Origin of the sequence: Streptomyces sp. NPDC060002, from assembly GCF_042737245.1 — a bacterium.
GTDB lineage: Bacteria > Actinomycetota > Actinomycetes > Streptomycetales > Streptomycetaceae > Streptomyces.
In genome coordinates this window covers 262,107-276,187 of the sequence record NZ_JBHWUW010000004.1, presented here as the reverse complement: position 1 = coordinate 276,187, position 14,081 = coordinate 262,107, and the positions used below count along the sequence as shown (strand labels likewise).

Below are 14,081 nucleotides of genomic sequence, written 5' to 3'. Positions count from 1 at the left end.
GATCACAAGACATGAGCGTCAACGTCCGCATCCCCACCATCCTGCGCACCTACACGGGCGGCCAGGCCGAGGTGAGTGCCCAGGGTGCCACCCTCGGCGAGGTCATCTCCGATCTGGAGAAGAACCACACCGGCATCGCCGCCCGGGTCCTGGACGACCAGGGCAAGCTGCGCCGGTTCGTCAACGTCTACGTGAACGACGACGACGTCCGCTTCGAGCAGGGTCTGGAGACGGCCACCCCGGACGGCGCCGGCGTCTCCATCATCCCGGCCGTCGCCGGTGGCTGAGCCGACGGGCGGGCGACCGCTGGGCGGATGACTGACCGTCGTTCAGTACCCATCGGTAGTAACCGTCGGTAACAGCGATTACCGAGCGTTCATCGAATTGCCCTCTCCGCGATAGAAGCGGAGGGGGCAATTCAGTGTGGTTGAGCGCGGTACAGTTGGGGAACCCGGTCCGGATCGCCGTATCCGGAACCTTTGATTTCTGCCCCACGCCCGACAAGAAGCAGCCAATGTCTGCGCCTCTCTCGTGGCTTTTGTGGCTTATGTAGGGCCCGACTTGCCCTCAATTCAGGCGAATTCTCGCCACATTCCGGATCCCACGCGTCCGGAATTCTCGTCCGACTGACCTGTTGCAGACGGCAGTTGGACAGATACATTCGGCCGCGGTCGACGCGTTCCGGCGCACGCCCCCAAGCCAACCGGGGGGTGAGGTCTGACCCGGATCCGCGAAGTGTGGATCTGTGCAAGGGCCAGTAATAGGGGAGTTAGGCATGGCTCAGGGCACCGTCAAATGGTTCAACGCGGAGAAGGGGTACGGCTTCATCGCGGTCGACGGTGGTGCGGATGTTTTCGTCCACTACAGCGCGATTCAGATGGACGGCTACCGCACCCTGGAAGAGGGTCAGCGGGTCGATTTCGAGATCTCGGCTGGCCAGAAGGGGCCGCAGGCGGACATGGTCCGGCTCGCGACCGGCTGAAGCACGCGCCGACTGAAAGCGTCGTTCTTCTGTACATCTGACGAAGGGCTCGCACCTCCACCGGGTGCGAGCCCTTCAGTCTGTCCGGGGACGTCCGCGAGGCGTCGGTGAGACGTCCGCGAGGGGTGTCCGGAAGGGCGCCGGTCCGGCGGAGGCGCTTGCACTCTCATGGGTCGAGTGCTAATCATTGGCGTTAGCACTCTGAAGGTGAGAGTGACAACGAGGATCGGGTCGGTGAGGCCCGCAGGCCAGGTGGGGCAAGGAACCACGAGGCCGGCGAGCCGTCCGTCGCGGGCGCCAGCGCGGTCCGGAGCAATCCACCCCAGTCCGGGAGGACCACTTCACATGGCCAAGATCATCGCGTTCGACGAGGAGGCACGGCGCGGCCTCGAGCGCGGCATGAACCAGCTCGCGGACGCCGTGAAGGTGACGCTCGGCCCCAAGGGCCGCAACGTCGTCCTCGAGAAGAAGTGGGGCGCACCCACGATCACCAACGATGGTGTTTCCATCGCCAAGGAGATCGAGCTCGAGGACCCGTACGAGAAGATCGGCGCAGAGCTGGTCAAGGAAGTCGCCAAGAAGACGGACGACGTCGCCGGTGACGGTACGACCACCGCGACCGTCCTCGCCCAGGCCCTGGTCAAGGAAGGCCTGCGCAACGTAGCCGCCGGCGCCAACCCGATGGCCCTCAAGCGCGGTATCGAGAAGGCCGTCGAGGCCGTCTCCGGTGCCCTGCTCGAGCAGGCCAAGGATGTCGAGACCAAGGAGCAGATCGCTTCCACGGCCTCCATCTCCGCCGCCGACACCCAGATCGGCGAGCTCATCGCCGAGGCGATGGACAAGGTCGGCAAGGAAGGCGTCATCACCGTCGAGGAGTCCCAGACCTTCGGTCTGGAGCTGGAGCTCACCGAGGGTATGCGCTTCGACAAGGGCTACATCTCGGCGTACTTCGCCACCGACATGGAGCGTATGGAGGCCGTCCTCGACGACCCGTACATCCTGATCGCGAACTCCAAGATCGCCAACGTCAAGGACCTGCTCCCGCTCCTCGAGAAGGTCATGCAGGGCGGCAAGCCGCTGCTGATCATCGCCGAGGACGTCGAGGGCGAGGCGCTGTCGACGCTGGTCGTCAACAAGATCCGCGGCACCTTCAAGTCCGTCGCGGTCAAGGCCCCGGGATTCGGCGACCGCCGCAAGGCGATGCTGAACGACATCGCCATCCTCACCGGTGGCGAGGTCATCTCCGAGGAGGTCGGTCTCAAGCTCGAGAACACCTCCATCGACCTCCTGGGCAAGGCCCGCAAGGTCGTCATCACCAAGGACGAGACCACCATCGTCGACGGTGCCGGCTCTTCGGACCAGGTCGCGGGTCGGGTCAACCAGATCCGCGCCGAGATCGAGAACAGCGACTCGGACTACGACCGCGAGAAGCTGCAGGAGCGCCTGGCGAAGCTCGCCGGCGGTGTCGCCGTCATCAAGGCCGGCGCCGCCACCGAGGTGGAGCTCAAGGAGCGCAAGCACCGCATCGAGGACGCCGTCCGCAACGCGAAGGCCGCCGTCGAGGAGGGCATCGTCGCCGGTGGTGGCGTTGCGCTCATCCAGGCGTCCGCCGTCTTCGAGAAGCTGGAGCTCGAGGGTGACGAGGCGACCGGCGCCAACGCCGTGCGCATCGCGCTCGAGGCCCCGCTGAAGCAGATCGCCGTCAACGGTGGTCTCGAGGGTGGCGTCGTCGTCGAGAAGGTCCGCAACCTGCCCATCGGTCACGGCCTCAACGCCGCGACCGGCGAGTACGTCGACATGATCGCCGAGGGCATCATCGACCCGGCGAAGGTCACGCGCTCGGCGCTGCAGAACGCGGCCTCCATCGCCGCGCTGTTCCTCACCACCGAGGCCGTCATCGCCGACAAGCCGGAGAAGGCGTCCGCGCCGGCCGGCGGCGGCATGCCGGGCGGTGACATGGACTTCTGATCGACCTCACGGTTGATCGCCTGTCCTACAGGCCGAAGGCGGTACTTCCCGGAAACGGGGGGTGCCGCCTTCGGGCGTTTCAGTCGGCGTAGTCCTTGAGCTCCTCGGTGTCGAGGGTGACGCTCACCGGAGCGGGAAGCGGCACGGTGGCACCCCAGGTGTAGGAGTCGGACTGCTGGTAGCGGCCATCCTTGGGCTCGCTGAACACGACGATCGTGTTGTGGTCGCGGTCGATGAGGAGGTAGACGGGGATGTCGGCCCCGGCATAGCCGACAGGCTTGTCGATACGGTCGCGCTGGTCGGTGTCCCTGTCGTGGGAGGTGATCTCCACGGCCATCAGGATGCCGTCGGCCGCAGACCATTCCGTGCGGCCCTTGAAGTGGCCCTTCGGCGCGAGCGCACCGTCCGTGCGGGCCCGGCCCTTGCGGTATGCCTCGGCTTTGACGCCGGACTCGGGGTAGACGCGCAGATCAGGGCGATGTTGCATGCACTGTTCCTGAAGCCAGACGAAGATCTCGCCATGGTTGCCGTCCGGCATGGCCTTTACAACTACCTTCCCGTTGATGTACTCCAGCCGCACGGTCTCGGGAGCCGCCTCGGCCAGTTCCTCGAACTCCTCGACGTCGAGCGGCCCGTGCCGGATGCACAGCCTCCCGCCGAGGAACTCCAGCCGGTTGCGTAGCTCCCTCGGAGCCTTGCCGACGAGTTCCTCGAAGTCCTCGACGGACATCTGCGGGCGTTCAGCGGTGTCAGGGGTCATGGCGTCGCCTCCTTCCTTCCATCGTGCCCCGGTGTGGTCTCGTCGGACCGTGGGAGCTGTCATACGGGTGTCCTTTCCTGTTGTCGCAGGGACATCGCCGCACGGATCTCCGTCGCGTGGGCGTGGATGGCCGCAGCGGGCAGGGGCGCATTGGCGTGGGCGTGGGCGCGCGCACCCCGGCAGCCGCTGCAAACGCCCCCCGGCAGCGCTTCGGGGCGGCCCGGGACACGACACTCCGCGCACTCCAGCATCCGGCGGGGCGGCCGGGGGGCAGGCGGCTCCGGTGGGAGTTTGTCCGTCAGGCGGCGGCGGAGCAGGGCTGCGGGGCTGTGGACCGGGGTCGGCAGGCCGGCGGTGAGGGCGGCGAGGAGCGTGTCTTCGGTGGCCCCGCGTGCGAACCACTCCTCCACCAGCGGGGCGAGCTGCGCGCAGTCGGCTGCGGACAGGGAGAGGGCGGGTGCCGTGCGGCCGAGGGCGGCGAGCAGGATGTGGGCGCGGGAGCGGGTGGCGGACCGGGCTCGTTCGGGGTCCGGCGCGTCTTCCGGTACGTCACCTCGGGTGAAGGTCACCCACCAGCGGTCGTCGCGCGCGGTACGGGTGAACCACGTTCGGGTGATCCAGCGCGACTCGCCCGAAGCGGTCGCCACGCGTTCCCGGCCCCGCCTCAGGTGCCCGGCCTGCTGAATGCGGTTGAGGGCTGTGCGGAGGGCGCACTGTCCGTACGGGAGCTGCTTGGCCAGCGTCTTCACGGAGATGTCGGTGCCGTCGGGGAGGCGGTCGAGGTACGCGGCGATGGCCGCCTCGCGGGGCGGGAGGTGAGCGAAGTCGTGACGGGTGCGGCGGAGTTGGCCCGGTGCGGAGCGTTTTCCGTAACCCGGATTGGCCATCGGGTGCGGGGATACGTGCGCGGGCGGGGAGGCGGCACTAAGCTTGGCATCAGCCACGGATCGACTCTCATTCGATCTTGTAGGTCAAGCCCCCGCAGGTGTTGGCGCACCTGGCGGGGGCTGTTTCGTTATGCGCACGCTAGAGCCTGGTGACCTTCCGTGGCAAGTCGGTCACGTCGCGTCAACTCGCGGGGTGGGAGGGTGGGTTGAGACCCCTGACCCGTTCCTTGCAAAGAGGGCTCGGCGCTGGGCGCTTGAGCTTCGGGACGGGTGCGGATCAGCCCACCTTGAGGTTCTCCACGAACGCGGACCACGCCTCCGCCCGGAACGCGAGCCTCGGGCCCAGGGGGGTCTTGGAGTCCCGGACGGGGACGAGGGCGGGGTGGCCGAGGGCGACCTCCAGGCAGTTGCCGCCGTCCCCGCCGCTGTAGCTGGACTTGTGCCAGGTGGCAGTGCTCAGGTCGTACTTACGGCTGCGGTTCTCCATGTTCGTAATCCTGCGCCACCGACTCCAGCAGGGCCAGTGAATCCTGCGGTGAAAGGGCCGCTGCCTGGAGGAGGTTGAACATCAGAGTGTGGCGGGCGACCGTAGCCGGGTCGTCCTGCAACTTCCCCATATCCGGTGCCTCCACGAAGGAGAGCGGGGGAGCGTCCTCGAATTCCATGAGTTTCAGCGAGCCGTGCATCGACGCGTGAGCCCCAGCACCGAACGGCAGCACCTGCACGATGATCCGATGCTTTTGGGCCAGACCCGCCACACGGCGGAGCGCCTCCGCCATCACCGCGCCTCCGCCGACCGTCCGACGGACCACCGCTTCGTCGAGGATCGCCCACAACAACGGCGTTGTTGGATCGTCGAGGAGACGTGCGCGCTCAAGGCGGGCGGCCACCAAATCGTCGATATCGCTGTCCGGGGCAGTCGGCTTGTACGCACGGAACACCGCCTCCGCGTAGGCCTTCGTCTGCAGCAGGCCCGGGATCAGCAACTGTGAGTACTCCCTGATCGCCGTAGCGACCGCTTCCGCCTCCGCCGCCTCCGCGAAGTGGTTTGGGTACTTGGACTTGGCCAGGGCCCGGCAGTTGCGGGCGAAGAACCCGCCCGTGCCCAGGAGCTCGTCTATCTGGACGGCGTAGTCGAGCTGCATGCGCCGTGTTCCGGCCTCCAGCTGGCCGATGAACGAGCCGCTGACGAAGAGCGGCTCACCCAGCTCGGCCTGGCTGAGTGCCTTCCGCTCGCGGGCGTGCCGAAGCTCCGCCCCCAGCAGGGAACGCGGCGACGACGACGGGTCGAGGTCCTTCGGGCCTGACACAGGCAACTCCCTGGTCCTACAGACGTGGTTGTTGGGGCGCCGTATCTGGCCAGGTTAGAAGCGGGTCGGCCACGCTGTGTGGCGAACGTGAACACTCAGCGTGGAGGGATGGGTATGGCGGAGACGAGCACGGGTGACCGGCCGGCGCGGACGGTCCAGGAGGCCGTGGAGCAACTGCGGGCGGCCTTGCACGACGCGGGGATCATCCTGCCGTCGTTGCGGATCGATCCGGTGTCGGGCGCGCACGGCGATCCGTACGCTCTGGTGGACCTGGGCCGCTGCAACCTGGGTGTGGCCTCGCGGCTGGCGGCGGCCCTGCGTGGGGCGGGGGCCGACGCGTGAGCGGGGTGTACGTCCTGGACGCGAGGAGCGGGCGGATCGGGGAGGTCATGGAACGGCTGGAAGGCCGGGTGGTGCTGCGGCCGGTGGGTGGTGGGCGGGAGTGGGACTGCCTGCCGGAGGACGTGGAAGAGGCGGCGCCCGCCGAGGTGCTGCGGGAGAGGGTGCGGCGGTTGAATCGTGACGCGCGGTCCCGCGGGGCCGCGCGTCACGCAGGAGGAGCCCGCACATAGGGGCGCGGGTGGCCGTCCCGCACCCTGATCGACCCGGACGGTGGGCTGGTCGCCGCCACCGCCATCGAGGAAGGCCGGGGCCTGTCCTCGATGGGCGGCATCCTGGCCGGCACCAACTACTGTCTGCTGCCCGCCAGACGGCCCGGCCTCACTTCAGATGTCGGTCCAGGAACCGGCACCCGTCCTCCAGTTCGAACGACGGGGTGCCGGTGTGCCCGCCCAGATTGGCGTGCAGCGTCTTCTCCTTGCTGCCGAAGGCGTCGAACAGGTCCAGGGCGCGCTGCCGGGGGTTCCCATGGTCGTCCCACTGCAGCAGGAACAGCAGCGGAACGGTGATCTGCCGGGCCTCCTCGCGCTGGGCGCGGGGCACGAAACCCCCGGCGAAGAAACCGGCGGCCGTGATGCGCGGCTCGGCCACCGCCAGCCGAATGCCGACGGCGGTCCACCCCGAGTACCCGACCGGGCCGCCGATCTCGGGCAGCGCAAGGAGGGCGTCCAGGGTGGTCCGCCATTCCGGGACCGCGTTTTCGACCAGCGGGCCGACGAAGGACTCGAAGATCTCGTCGACCGGCTCGCCGGCCTGCATCGCCCGGCGGAGGTGGGCGCGGGCCTGCTCGTCGGCCGCGGAACGGGGCCGGTCGCCGCACCCGGCGGCGTCGATGGTGGCCACCGCGTAGCCGTGCGCCGCGGTGTACCGGGCCCGGGCCACCAGCCGGGGGTCCGCCTTGGGCAGGCCGTTGTTGTGGGCCATCAGGATCAGCGGGGCCGGTGCGGCGGATTCAGGCGTCCACAGGGTGCCGGGGATCTCGCCGAGGGTGAATTCGCGTTCGAGGACGCCGTCGTCGAGGCGTTGCTCGGAAGTGAACTGCATGGTCGTGCCTTTCGGGAGTGCGCTGGAACGGCGCTCCCGGACGACCTACCGTCCGACCGTGACCCCGGAGGGGAGCACCCATGTCGATACTGCGTTCACGGGTACCACCTCCTCGTTCTCTCGCACGGCCTCCGGGAAGGTAGCAGTGGTCGCCGTGGTCCGCCAACGGGTTTTCGCGGAGGCTTCGTGGCCGTGGTGGAGCGCGGCACCGCCCCCCCCCTGGCCGACGCGTGGCCGGAATCACAGTGGCTGTCTTCCGGGGCTCGGAATGGCTCGGGTGGTCGGGGGGTTTCAGTGGGAGAGGCACTCAATGCATGTGCACATACCCACTGGTCCATCGTCCCGAGGAGCCCCCCACGTGAGCATCACCCCGCCTGCCGCCACGCGCGCCGCCGAGATCCTTTCCCGCCCGGTGTCCATCAACGGACTCACCGTTCCGAACCGCATCGCCATGGCGCCCATGACGCGCATGTTCTCCCCGGACGGCATTCCCGGCGAGGACGTCGTGTCGTACTACGGCCGTCGGGCCGCCGCCGGTGTCGGCCTCATCGTCACCGAGGGGACGTACGTCGGGCACGAGTCCGCGGGGCAGAGCGACCGGGTACCCCGGTTCCACGGCGCGGAGCAGCTCGCGGGCTGGGCGAAGGTCGCCGACGCCGTGCACGCGGGCGGCGGGACGATCGTGCCGCAGCTGTGGCACATCGGGATGGTGCGCAGCCAGGGTGAGCCGCCGTACGCGGACGCGCCCGCCGTCGGCCCCTCCGGTATCCGTCTCGACGGGACCGAGGGCGCCGGCCGGGCGATGACCCAGCGCGACCTGGACGACGTCATCGGCGCGTTCGCCGAGGCCGCGGCCGCCGCCGAGCGCATCGGCTTCGACGGCGTCGAGATCCACGGTGCCCACGGCTACCTCGTCGACCAGTTCCTGTGGGCCGGCACCAACCGCCGTACCGACGCCTACGGTGGCGACGCCGTGGCCCGTGCGAAGTTCGCCGCCGAGGTCGTGGCCGCCGTGCGCGAGACCGTCTCGGCCGAGTTCCCGGTCATCTTCCGCTACTCGCAGTGGAAGCAGGAGGCCTACCGGGCGCGACTCGCCGAGACGCCGGAGGAGCTGGAGGCCATCCTCGCTCCGCTCGCCGCCGCCGGTGTCGACGCCTTCCACGCCTCCACCCGCCGCTACTGGCTCCCGGAGTTCGACGGCTCCGACCTCAACCTCGCGGGCTGGACGAAGAAGCTCACCGGCAAGCCCACCATCACGGTCGGCTCGGTCGGCCTCGACGGCGACTTCCTCAAGGGCTTCGCGGGCGAGGGCGCCCCGACCAAGGGGATCGACGACCTCCTCGACCGGCTGGAGCGCGACGAGTTCGACATGGTGGCCGTGGGGCGGGCGCTACTCCAGGACCCGGAGTGGGCGGCCAAGGTGCTCGACGGCCGTCTCGACGAGCTGAAGCCTTTCGACGCCGCCGCGCTGCGCACCCTCAGCTGACAGACACCTCGAAGAGCGACACCTCGCTGAGCGTCAACTCGCGGGTATGGTCCGGGAGATGAGAATCCTGCATCTCTCGGACACCCATATCGGCCGCGTCGACGGGCCCGACGGCCTTCGGGTCGACGCCGCCGACTCCCTGCGGCTCCTCCTCGGTGAACTCCGCCACCAGCGGGACGTGGACGCGGTCGTCGTCACCGGCGACCTCGCCGACGACGGCTCGGTGGCGGCGTACACGACCGTACGGAAGCTGATCGGCGACTTCGCGCGCTCCCTGGACGCGCCCGTCTTCTACACCACGGGCAACCACGACGAGCGGTCCGCCTTCACGAAGGTGCTGGGCAGCGGGCATCCGGACGCCGTCCTCGCCTTTCCCGGTGCCGAGCGGGCCGCCGTCAGCACGGTGGGCGGCTGGCGGCTCGTCACCCTGGACTCCCTGGTGCCGGGGGAGGTGTACGGCCGGCTCGGCGCGGGCCAGCTGGACTGGCTGCGGGACGTGTTGAGCACCCCGGCCGAGCTGGGCACCGTCCTCGCCTTCCATCACCCCCCGATCTGCCTCGGCAGCTCGGCGACCCAGCGGGTCTTCGGGCTGCGCGAGCCCGAGGGGCTGGCGGAGGTGATCCGGGGGAGTGACGTCCGTGTCGTGCTCACCGGGCACTTCCATCTCCAGCTGTTCGGGCTGCTGGCCGCCGTGCCGGTGTGGGTGACGCCCGGGGTGGTCAACCGCATCGACCTGGCCACCGCGCCCGGCACCGAAAGGGCGGTGCGGGGCGCGTCCGCGTCCCTGGTGGAGCTGGGCGGGGCGACGGGGCCGATGTTCCACACCCTGCACGCACGGGATCCGCGGGCCCACGAGACGGTCTACGAGCTGGACGAGGAGCGGACCCGGGAGCTCATCGCGCGGCACGGCTGAGGCCGGGGCGGATTTCGCCGCCCGCGCCTTGTTCGCCTCGTGAGGCTCATAGGCCCCATGGCCTCATGGCCTCATGGCCCCATGAGGCACGTCCGCCTCGCCCGCCTCGCCCACGTCGTCCGCCTCGCCCGCCTCGCCCACCTCGTCCGATGGTGTGGCGGCGTTCTCCCTGGTCGGCGCGAGCACGGGAAATTTAGCTTGCTTAACTCAATCAATCTGCATAAGCTTGCTTGAGTCAAGCAGTTCACATCCCTCGTGCATCCGACGGAGGCCCTGTCATGTCCGACGCCCTTGCCCGACCCGCTGCGGCGGGAACATCCGCCCCACCGAGGTCGAACGCCGTGGTGGCGGTGCTGGCCCTGGCCGGGATCGTCGTCTCACTGATGCAGACCCTGGTCATCCCGATCGTCCCCGAGCTGCCCAAGCTGCTGGACGCGCCCGCCTCCGACACCGCCTGGGCGGTCACCGCCACGCTGCTCGCCGCCGCCGTCGCCACCCCGGTCGTGGGGCGGCTCGGCGACATGGTCGGCAAGCGGCGGATGCTGCTCACCAGCATCGTGCTGCTGGTGTCCGGCTCGGTGGTCTGCGCCCTCGCCGACTCGCTCGTCCCGATGATCGCCGGCCGTGCGCTTCAGGGGCTGTCGGCCGCCGTGGTGCCGCTGGGCATCAGCATCCTGCGGGACACGGTCTCCGCCGAGAAGCTCGCCGGTTCGACGGCGGTGATGAGCGCCTCCCTCGGTGTCGGCGGCGCGCTCGGGCTGCCCACCGCCGCGTTCATCGCGGACAACTGGGACTGGCACATCCTCTTCTGGACCTCCGCCGCCCTCGGCGTCGTCTCCTTCCTGCTCGTGCTGGTGTTCGTGCCGGAATCGCAGAACCGCGTCGGCGGCCGCTTCGACCTGGTCGGCTCGCTCGGTCTGTCGGCCGGTCTGGTCTCGCTGCTGCTGGCCGTGTCCAAGGGCGCCGACTGGGGCTGGACCTCCGGTACGACGCTGGGCCTGGGCGTCGCGGCCGTCCTGATCCTGGCCGCCTGGGGCTGGTGGGAGCTGAAGGCCAAGCAGCCGCTGGTCGACCTGCGCACCACAGCCAAGCCCCAGGTGCTCTTCACCAACCTCGCCTCGATCGCCCTCGGCTTCTCGATGTTCGCGATGTCCCTCGTCCTGCCGCAACTGCTCCAGCTCCCCGAGCAGACCGGCTACGGCCTGGGCAGGTCGATGCTGACCGTCGGTCTGGTGCTGGCCCCGCAGGGCCTGGTCATGATGGTCATGTCCGCCGTGTCCGCCAAGATCACCAAGGCCAAGGGCCCCAAGGTCACCCTGATGATCGGCGCGCTGATCGTCGCCTCCGGCTACGGCCTGAACATCCTGCTCATGTCGGAGGTCTGGCACCTGATCCTGGTGTCCTGCATCATCGGCGCCGGTATCGGCTTCACCTACGGCGCGCTCCCGGCCCTGATCATGGGCGCCGTGGACCCCTCCCAGACGGGCGCGGCCAACAGTCTCAACACCCTGATGCGGTCCCTGGGCACCAGCTTCGCCAGCGCCATCGCCGGTGTGATCCTCGCCCAGATGACCACCGACTTCGGCGGCTACGCCCTCCCTTCGGAGAACGGCTTCAAGGTCGTCATGGCCATCGGCGCCGGCGCGGCCCTGGCCGCCTTCCTTCTCGCCACGTTCATCCCGAAGCGCAGGGCCCCGGCCGGGCTCTCGGTGGTCGAAGGCGCCGATGAGGCCGCCCCGGTCAAGGCGTGAGCGCCGACCGACGTACCGACTGACCTGTCGGAAGCCGACCGGCCGGCCGGTTGAGCTACCGACCGGCCTGCCGGAAGCCGACTGACCGGCCCGAGGCGGCTGTCACCCACACGAGGGGTGGCAGCCGTCTTCGGCACTTTCCCCGATCACCGCCCGTTCCCTGAACAGCCGCCATTCCAGGAGTGATCAATGACGACACCCGACGCCACCGACGCCACTGACCGGCTAGTCGCCCGCACCACCGCCGGCGCCGTACGAGGCCGCCGTGAGGAGGACCTGACGGTCTTCCGCGGGATCCCCTTCGCCGCGCCCCCGGTCGGCCAGGCCCGCTTCCAGGCCCCCCGCCCGCCCCACCCGTGGGACGGGATACGGGAGGCGTACGCCTTCGGCCCGCCGCCCCCGCAGGAGGCGGGCATCCAGGGCCGGGCAGGGAACCTGGACGCCCCGACCGGCGACGACTGGCTGACGGTCAACGTCTGGACCCCGGACACGGAACCGGACCCGTCGGCCGCCCGGCCGGTGATGGTGTGGATCTACGGCGGCGCCTACAAGCTCGGCCACTCCGGCAGCCCCGGTTACGACGCGCAGCACCTCGCCCGCGCCGGCGACCTGGTCATCGTCACCTTCAACTACCGCGTCGGCATAGAGGGGTTCGCGCGGATCGAGGGCGCGCCCGCCAACCGGGGGCTGCTGGACCAGGTCGCCGCGCTGGAGTGGGTGCGGGACAACATCACGGCGTTCGGCGGCGACCCCGGCCGGGTGACCGTCTTCGGCGAGTCGGCGGGGGCCGGTTCGGTGGCCGCGCTGCTGGCCATGCCGAGTGCCCGGGGCCTGTTCGGGCGGGCCATCGCGCAGAGCGTGCCCGGCACCTACTTCTCCGACGAACTGGCCCGCGACCTCGCGAGCGCGATCGCCGCGGAGGCCGGTCTGCGTCCGACGGCCGCCGACCTGGGCACGGTTGACCCGCGCACGCTGACCGAGGCCGGTGCGGCGCTGGGCGCGAAGATGGCGCAGCGGGTGGACCGGTGGGGGCAGGTCGCGCCCACGGTCACCCCGTTCTCTCCGGTGGTCGACGGCGAGGTCCTGCCGACGACTCCCTGGGAGGCGCTGGCGGCGGGCGCCGCTCGGGACGTCGAGCTGATCGTCGGACACAACGCGCAGGAGTTCCGGCTGTTCCTCGTCCTGGGCGGTCTGCTGGGCAAGGTGACCGAGGAACAGGCGACGGCCGTGCTCCGGCTGTTCGCGCCGGGTGGGGGACCGGAGGGCGAGCAGGCCTACCGGTCGGCCTTCCCGGACGCGGATCCCGGCGAGCTGTACGAGAGGGTGCAGTCGGACTGGCTGTTCCACATACCCTCCCTGCACCTGGCCGAGGCGCAGGTGGCGGGCGGTGGCCGGGCCCATGTCTACGAACTGACCTGGCCGGCCCCGGGAGCCGGCGGCACCCTGGGCGCGTGCCACGGCCTGGACATCCCGCTGCTGTTCGGCACCTACGCGGCGGACCTGGGGAACCTGCTGTTCGCGGGGGCGGAGGTGACGGACGAGGCCCGGGCCCTGACGGCGGGCTTCCACCGGTCGTGGACGTCCTTCGCGCGGACGGGAGACCCGGGCTGGCCGGCCTACGACCCGGAGCGCAGGCTGGTACAGGTGCTGGACGCCGAGCCGGAGGTGCGCCCGTACCCGGAGGAGACGTCCCGCAGGCTGTGGGAGGGCTACGGCTTCCCGCCACTGCCGTTGCCGGACGGAGGCGTCAAGGACGGCGCTGAGTAAGGCGTCGAGGGCGGCGTCGCGGGCAGTGCGGGGGGAGGGGCGCCAGAGGCCTGAGAGGCCCCGGAACTGCTAGAGGTTGCCGAGGGGTTCGATGTCGACCTTCACCGGGGTGCCCCAGATGCGCAGCACCTCGTAGTCGGTGAACTCGTGCACCAGTCGGTAGGCCATCGCGGGCCGGGATCCGCGGCGCAGGGCGGCGATGTAGAGCTCGGCCTCGCGGCGGTCCCTGCGCGGCGTTCCGCAGAGCTGCCACTCCTGGCCGTTCCACAGCTCCGCCAGCCAGCGTTGCTGGGGCTGCGGACGGTCGGCGCGGGTGCCGTAACGGGAGGTGGAGGGGGTGGGGGTGTACGGCGCCTGCGGGGCGGGGCCGTTGAACTCGGCGCGGCGGGCCGCCCGGCGGCGGGTCTCGCAGAGCAGGCACAGGTCGGGAGCCGCCTCGTCGACCGGGCCGTGCGGGTGCTCGGCACAGCGGGTGGTGGGCGTGGCGCCGACGACGCTGTCGTCCAGCAGGTTCAGGGCGCGCCGCAGATCGGCCTTGACCTCGTGCAGCCGGGTGTCCGGGGCGTCGGCGGTGAGCGCGTCGCCGTGCTCGCCGAGGAGTCGGAGGGCACGGCCGAGCGCGGTGAGCTGGGCGTGGTTCATGGCTCCAGGGTAGGGCGGGCGGGACGGGAGGCTGCTCTCGGCCAATCTGGGCTGCGCGGCTGTGATTGTTGACAATTTCGGTGACGATTGAAGGGTGTGGGTGGTAGCAAAGGGGGCGACGGCAAGAGCTGCCTACTGAAGAGACGGAAGTGAAGCGAGTGAAGCGCAGGAC

The 14,081-nt window shown here is 70.0% G+C and carries 15 protein-coding genes; 9 read left to right on the top strand and 6 right to left on the bottom strand.

Annotated features, from left to right (window positions below; translation table 11 throughout):
- Positions 1–11: 11 nt before the first annotated feature.
- The 3 genes from ACFWBD_RS06540 to groL all read left to right on the top strand — a co-directional run bounded on the left by ACFWBD_RS06540 (position 12) and on the right by groL (position 2,950).
- Complete coding sequence (locus tag ACFWBD_RS06540) at positions 12–287, top strand: MoaD/ThiS family protein (protein ID WP_351762954.1); 276 nt, start codon at positions 12–14, stop codon at positions 285–287.
- A 488-nt stretch (positions 288–775) separates the two neighbouring features.
- On the top strand, positions 776–982 hold the full coding sequence (locus ACFWBD_RS06535; protein ID WP_062645468.1) for a cold-shock protein: 207 nt from the start codon (positions 776–778) through the stop codon (positions 980–982).
- Between the two features lie 345 nt (positions 983–1,327).
- Positions 1,328–2,950 carry a chaperonin GroEL gene (gene groL / locus ACFWBD_RS06530; protein ID WP_171397996.1) on the top strand — a complete coding sequence of 541 codons (1,623 nt, stop codon included), beginning with the start codon at positions 1,328–1,330 and terminating at the stop codon, positions 2,948–2,950.
- Between the two features lie 79 nt (positions 2,951–3,029).
- Here groL and ACFWBD_RS06525 read toward each other — a convergent pair whose 3' ends face one another.
- The 4 genes from ACFWBD_RS06525 to ACFWBD_RS06510 form a co-directional block, all read right to left on the bottom strand.
- Positions 3,030–3,710, bottom strand: a complete 681-nt coding sequence (locus ACFWBD_RS06525; RefSeq protein ID WP_385663505.1) for a Uma2 family endonuclease — start codon at positions 3,708–3,710, stop codon at positions 3,030–3,032.
- A 59-nt stretch (positions 3,711–3,769) separates the two neighbouring features.
- Positions 3,770–4,597 (bottom strand): hypothetical protein, encoded by an 828-nt coding sequence (locus ACFWBD_RS06520; protein ID WP_385663503.1) that lies wholly within the window; start codon positions 4,595–4,597, stop codon positions 3,770–3,772.
- A 277-nt stretch (positions 4,598–4,874) separates the two neighbouring features.
- On the bottom strand, positions 4,875–5,084 hold the full coding sequence (locus ACFWBD_RS06515) for a DUF397 domain-containing protein (protein WP_385663501.1): 210 nt from the start codon (positions 5,082–5,084) through the stop codon (positions 4,875–4,877).
- Positions 5,065–5,907 carry a Scr1 family TA system antitoxin-like transcriptional regulator gene (locus ACFWBD_RS06510; RefSeq protein WP_385663499.1) on the bottom strand — a complete coding sequence of 281 codons (843 nt, stop codon included), beginning with the start codon at positions 5,905–5,907 and terminating at the stop codon, positions 5,065–5,067. Before ACFWBD_RS06510 ends, ACFWBD_RS06515 begins: the two co-directional genes overlap by 20 nt.
- Before the next feature lie 114 nt (positions 5,908–6,021).
- On the opposite strand from ACFWBD_RS06510, the gene ACFWBD_RS06505 reads away from it, so the two are divergent.
- Positions 6,022–6,249: a hypothetical protein gene (locus ACFWBD_RS06505; protein ID WP_385663497.1), complete on the top strand. Its 228-nt coding sequence runs from the start codon at positions 6,022–6,024 to the stop codon at positions 6,247–6,249.
- Complete coding sequence (locus ACFWBD_RS06500; protein WP_385663494.1) at positions 6,246–6,479, top strand: hypothetical protein; 234 nt, start codon at positions 6,246–6,248, stop codon at positions 6,477–6,479. The genes ACFWBD_RS06505 and ACFWBD_RS06500 overlap by 4 nt, the downstream gene beginning before the upstream one ends.
- A gap of 148 nt (positions 6,480–6,627) precedes the next feature.
- Here ACFWBD_RS06500 and ACFWBD_RS06495 read toward each other — a convergent pair whose 3' ends face one another.
- Entirely contained in the window at positions 6,628–7,350 is a 723-nt protein-coding gene (locus ACFWBD_RS06495; RefSeq protein WP_385663492.1) for a dienelactone hydrolase family protein, read from the bottom strand.
- Positions 7,351–7,708: 358 nt separating this feature from the next.
- Between ACFWBD_RS06495 and ACFWBD_RS06490 the strand changes: the two genes are divergently transcribed.
- The 4 genes from ACFWBD_RS06490 to ACFWBD_RS06475 all read left to right on the top strand — a co-directional run bounded on the left by ACFWBD_RS06490 (position 7,709) and on the right by ACFWBD_RS06475 (position 13,267).
- Complete coding sequence (locus tag ACFWBD_RS06490; RefSeq protein WP_385663490.1) at positions 7,709–8,836, top strand: NADH:flavin oxidoreductase; 1,128 nt, start codon at positions 7,709–7,711, stop codon at positions 8,834–8,836.
- 58 nt (positions 8,837–8,894) lie between these two features.
- Positions 8,895–9,749: a metallophosphoesterase gene (locus ACFWBD_RS06485; RefSeq protein WP_385663487.1), complete on the top strand. Its 855-nt coding sequence runs from the start codon at positions 8,895–8,897 to the stop codon at positions 9,747–9,749.
- Positions 9,750–10,027: 278 nt separating this feature from the next.
- A complete protein-coding gene (locus ACFWBD_RS06480) occupies positions 10,028–11,500 on the top strand; it encodes an MFS transporter (protein WP_385663484.1) in 1,473 nt (490 codons plus the stop codon).
- A 189-nt stretch (positions 11,501–11,689) separates the two neighbouring features.
- Entirely contained in the window at positions 11,690–13,267 is a 1,578-nt protein-coding gene (locus ACFWBD_RS06475) for a carboxylesterase/lipase family protein (RefSeq protein ID WP_385663481.1), read from the top strand.
- 69 nt (positions 13,268–13,336) lie between these two features.
- On the opposite strand, the gene ACFWBD_RS06470 is transcribed toward ACFWBD_RS06475, so the two are convergent.
- Positions 13,337–13,909 (bottom strand): hypothetical protein, encoded by a 573-nt coding sequence (locus tag ACFWBD_RS06470; RefSeq protein ID WP_385663478.1) that lies wholly within the window; start codon positions 13,907–13,909, stop codon positions 13,337–13,339.
- Positions 13,910–14,081: the final 172 nt, after the last annotated feature.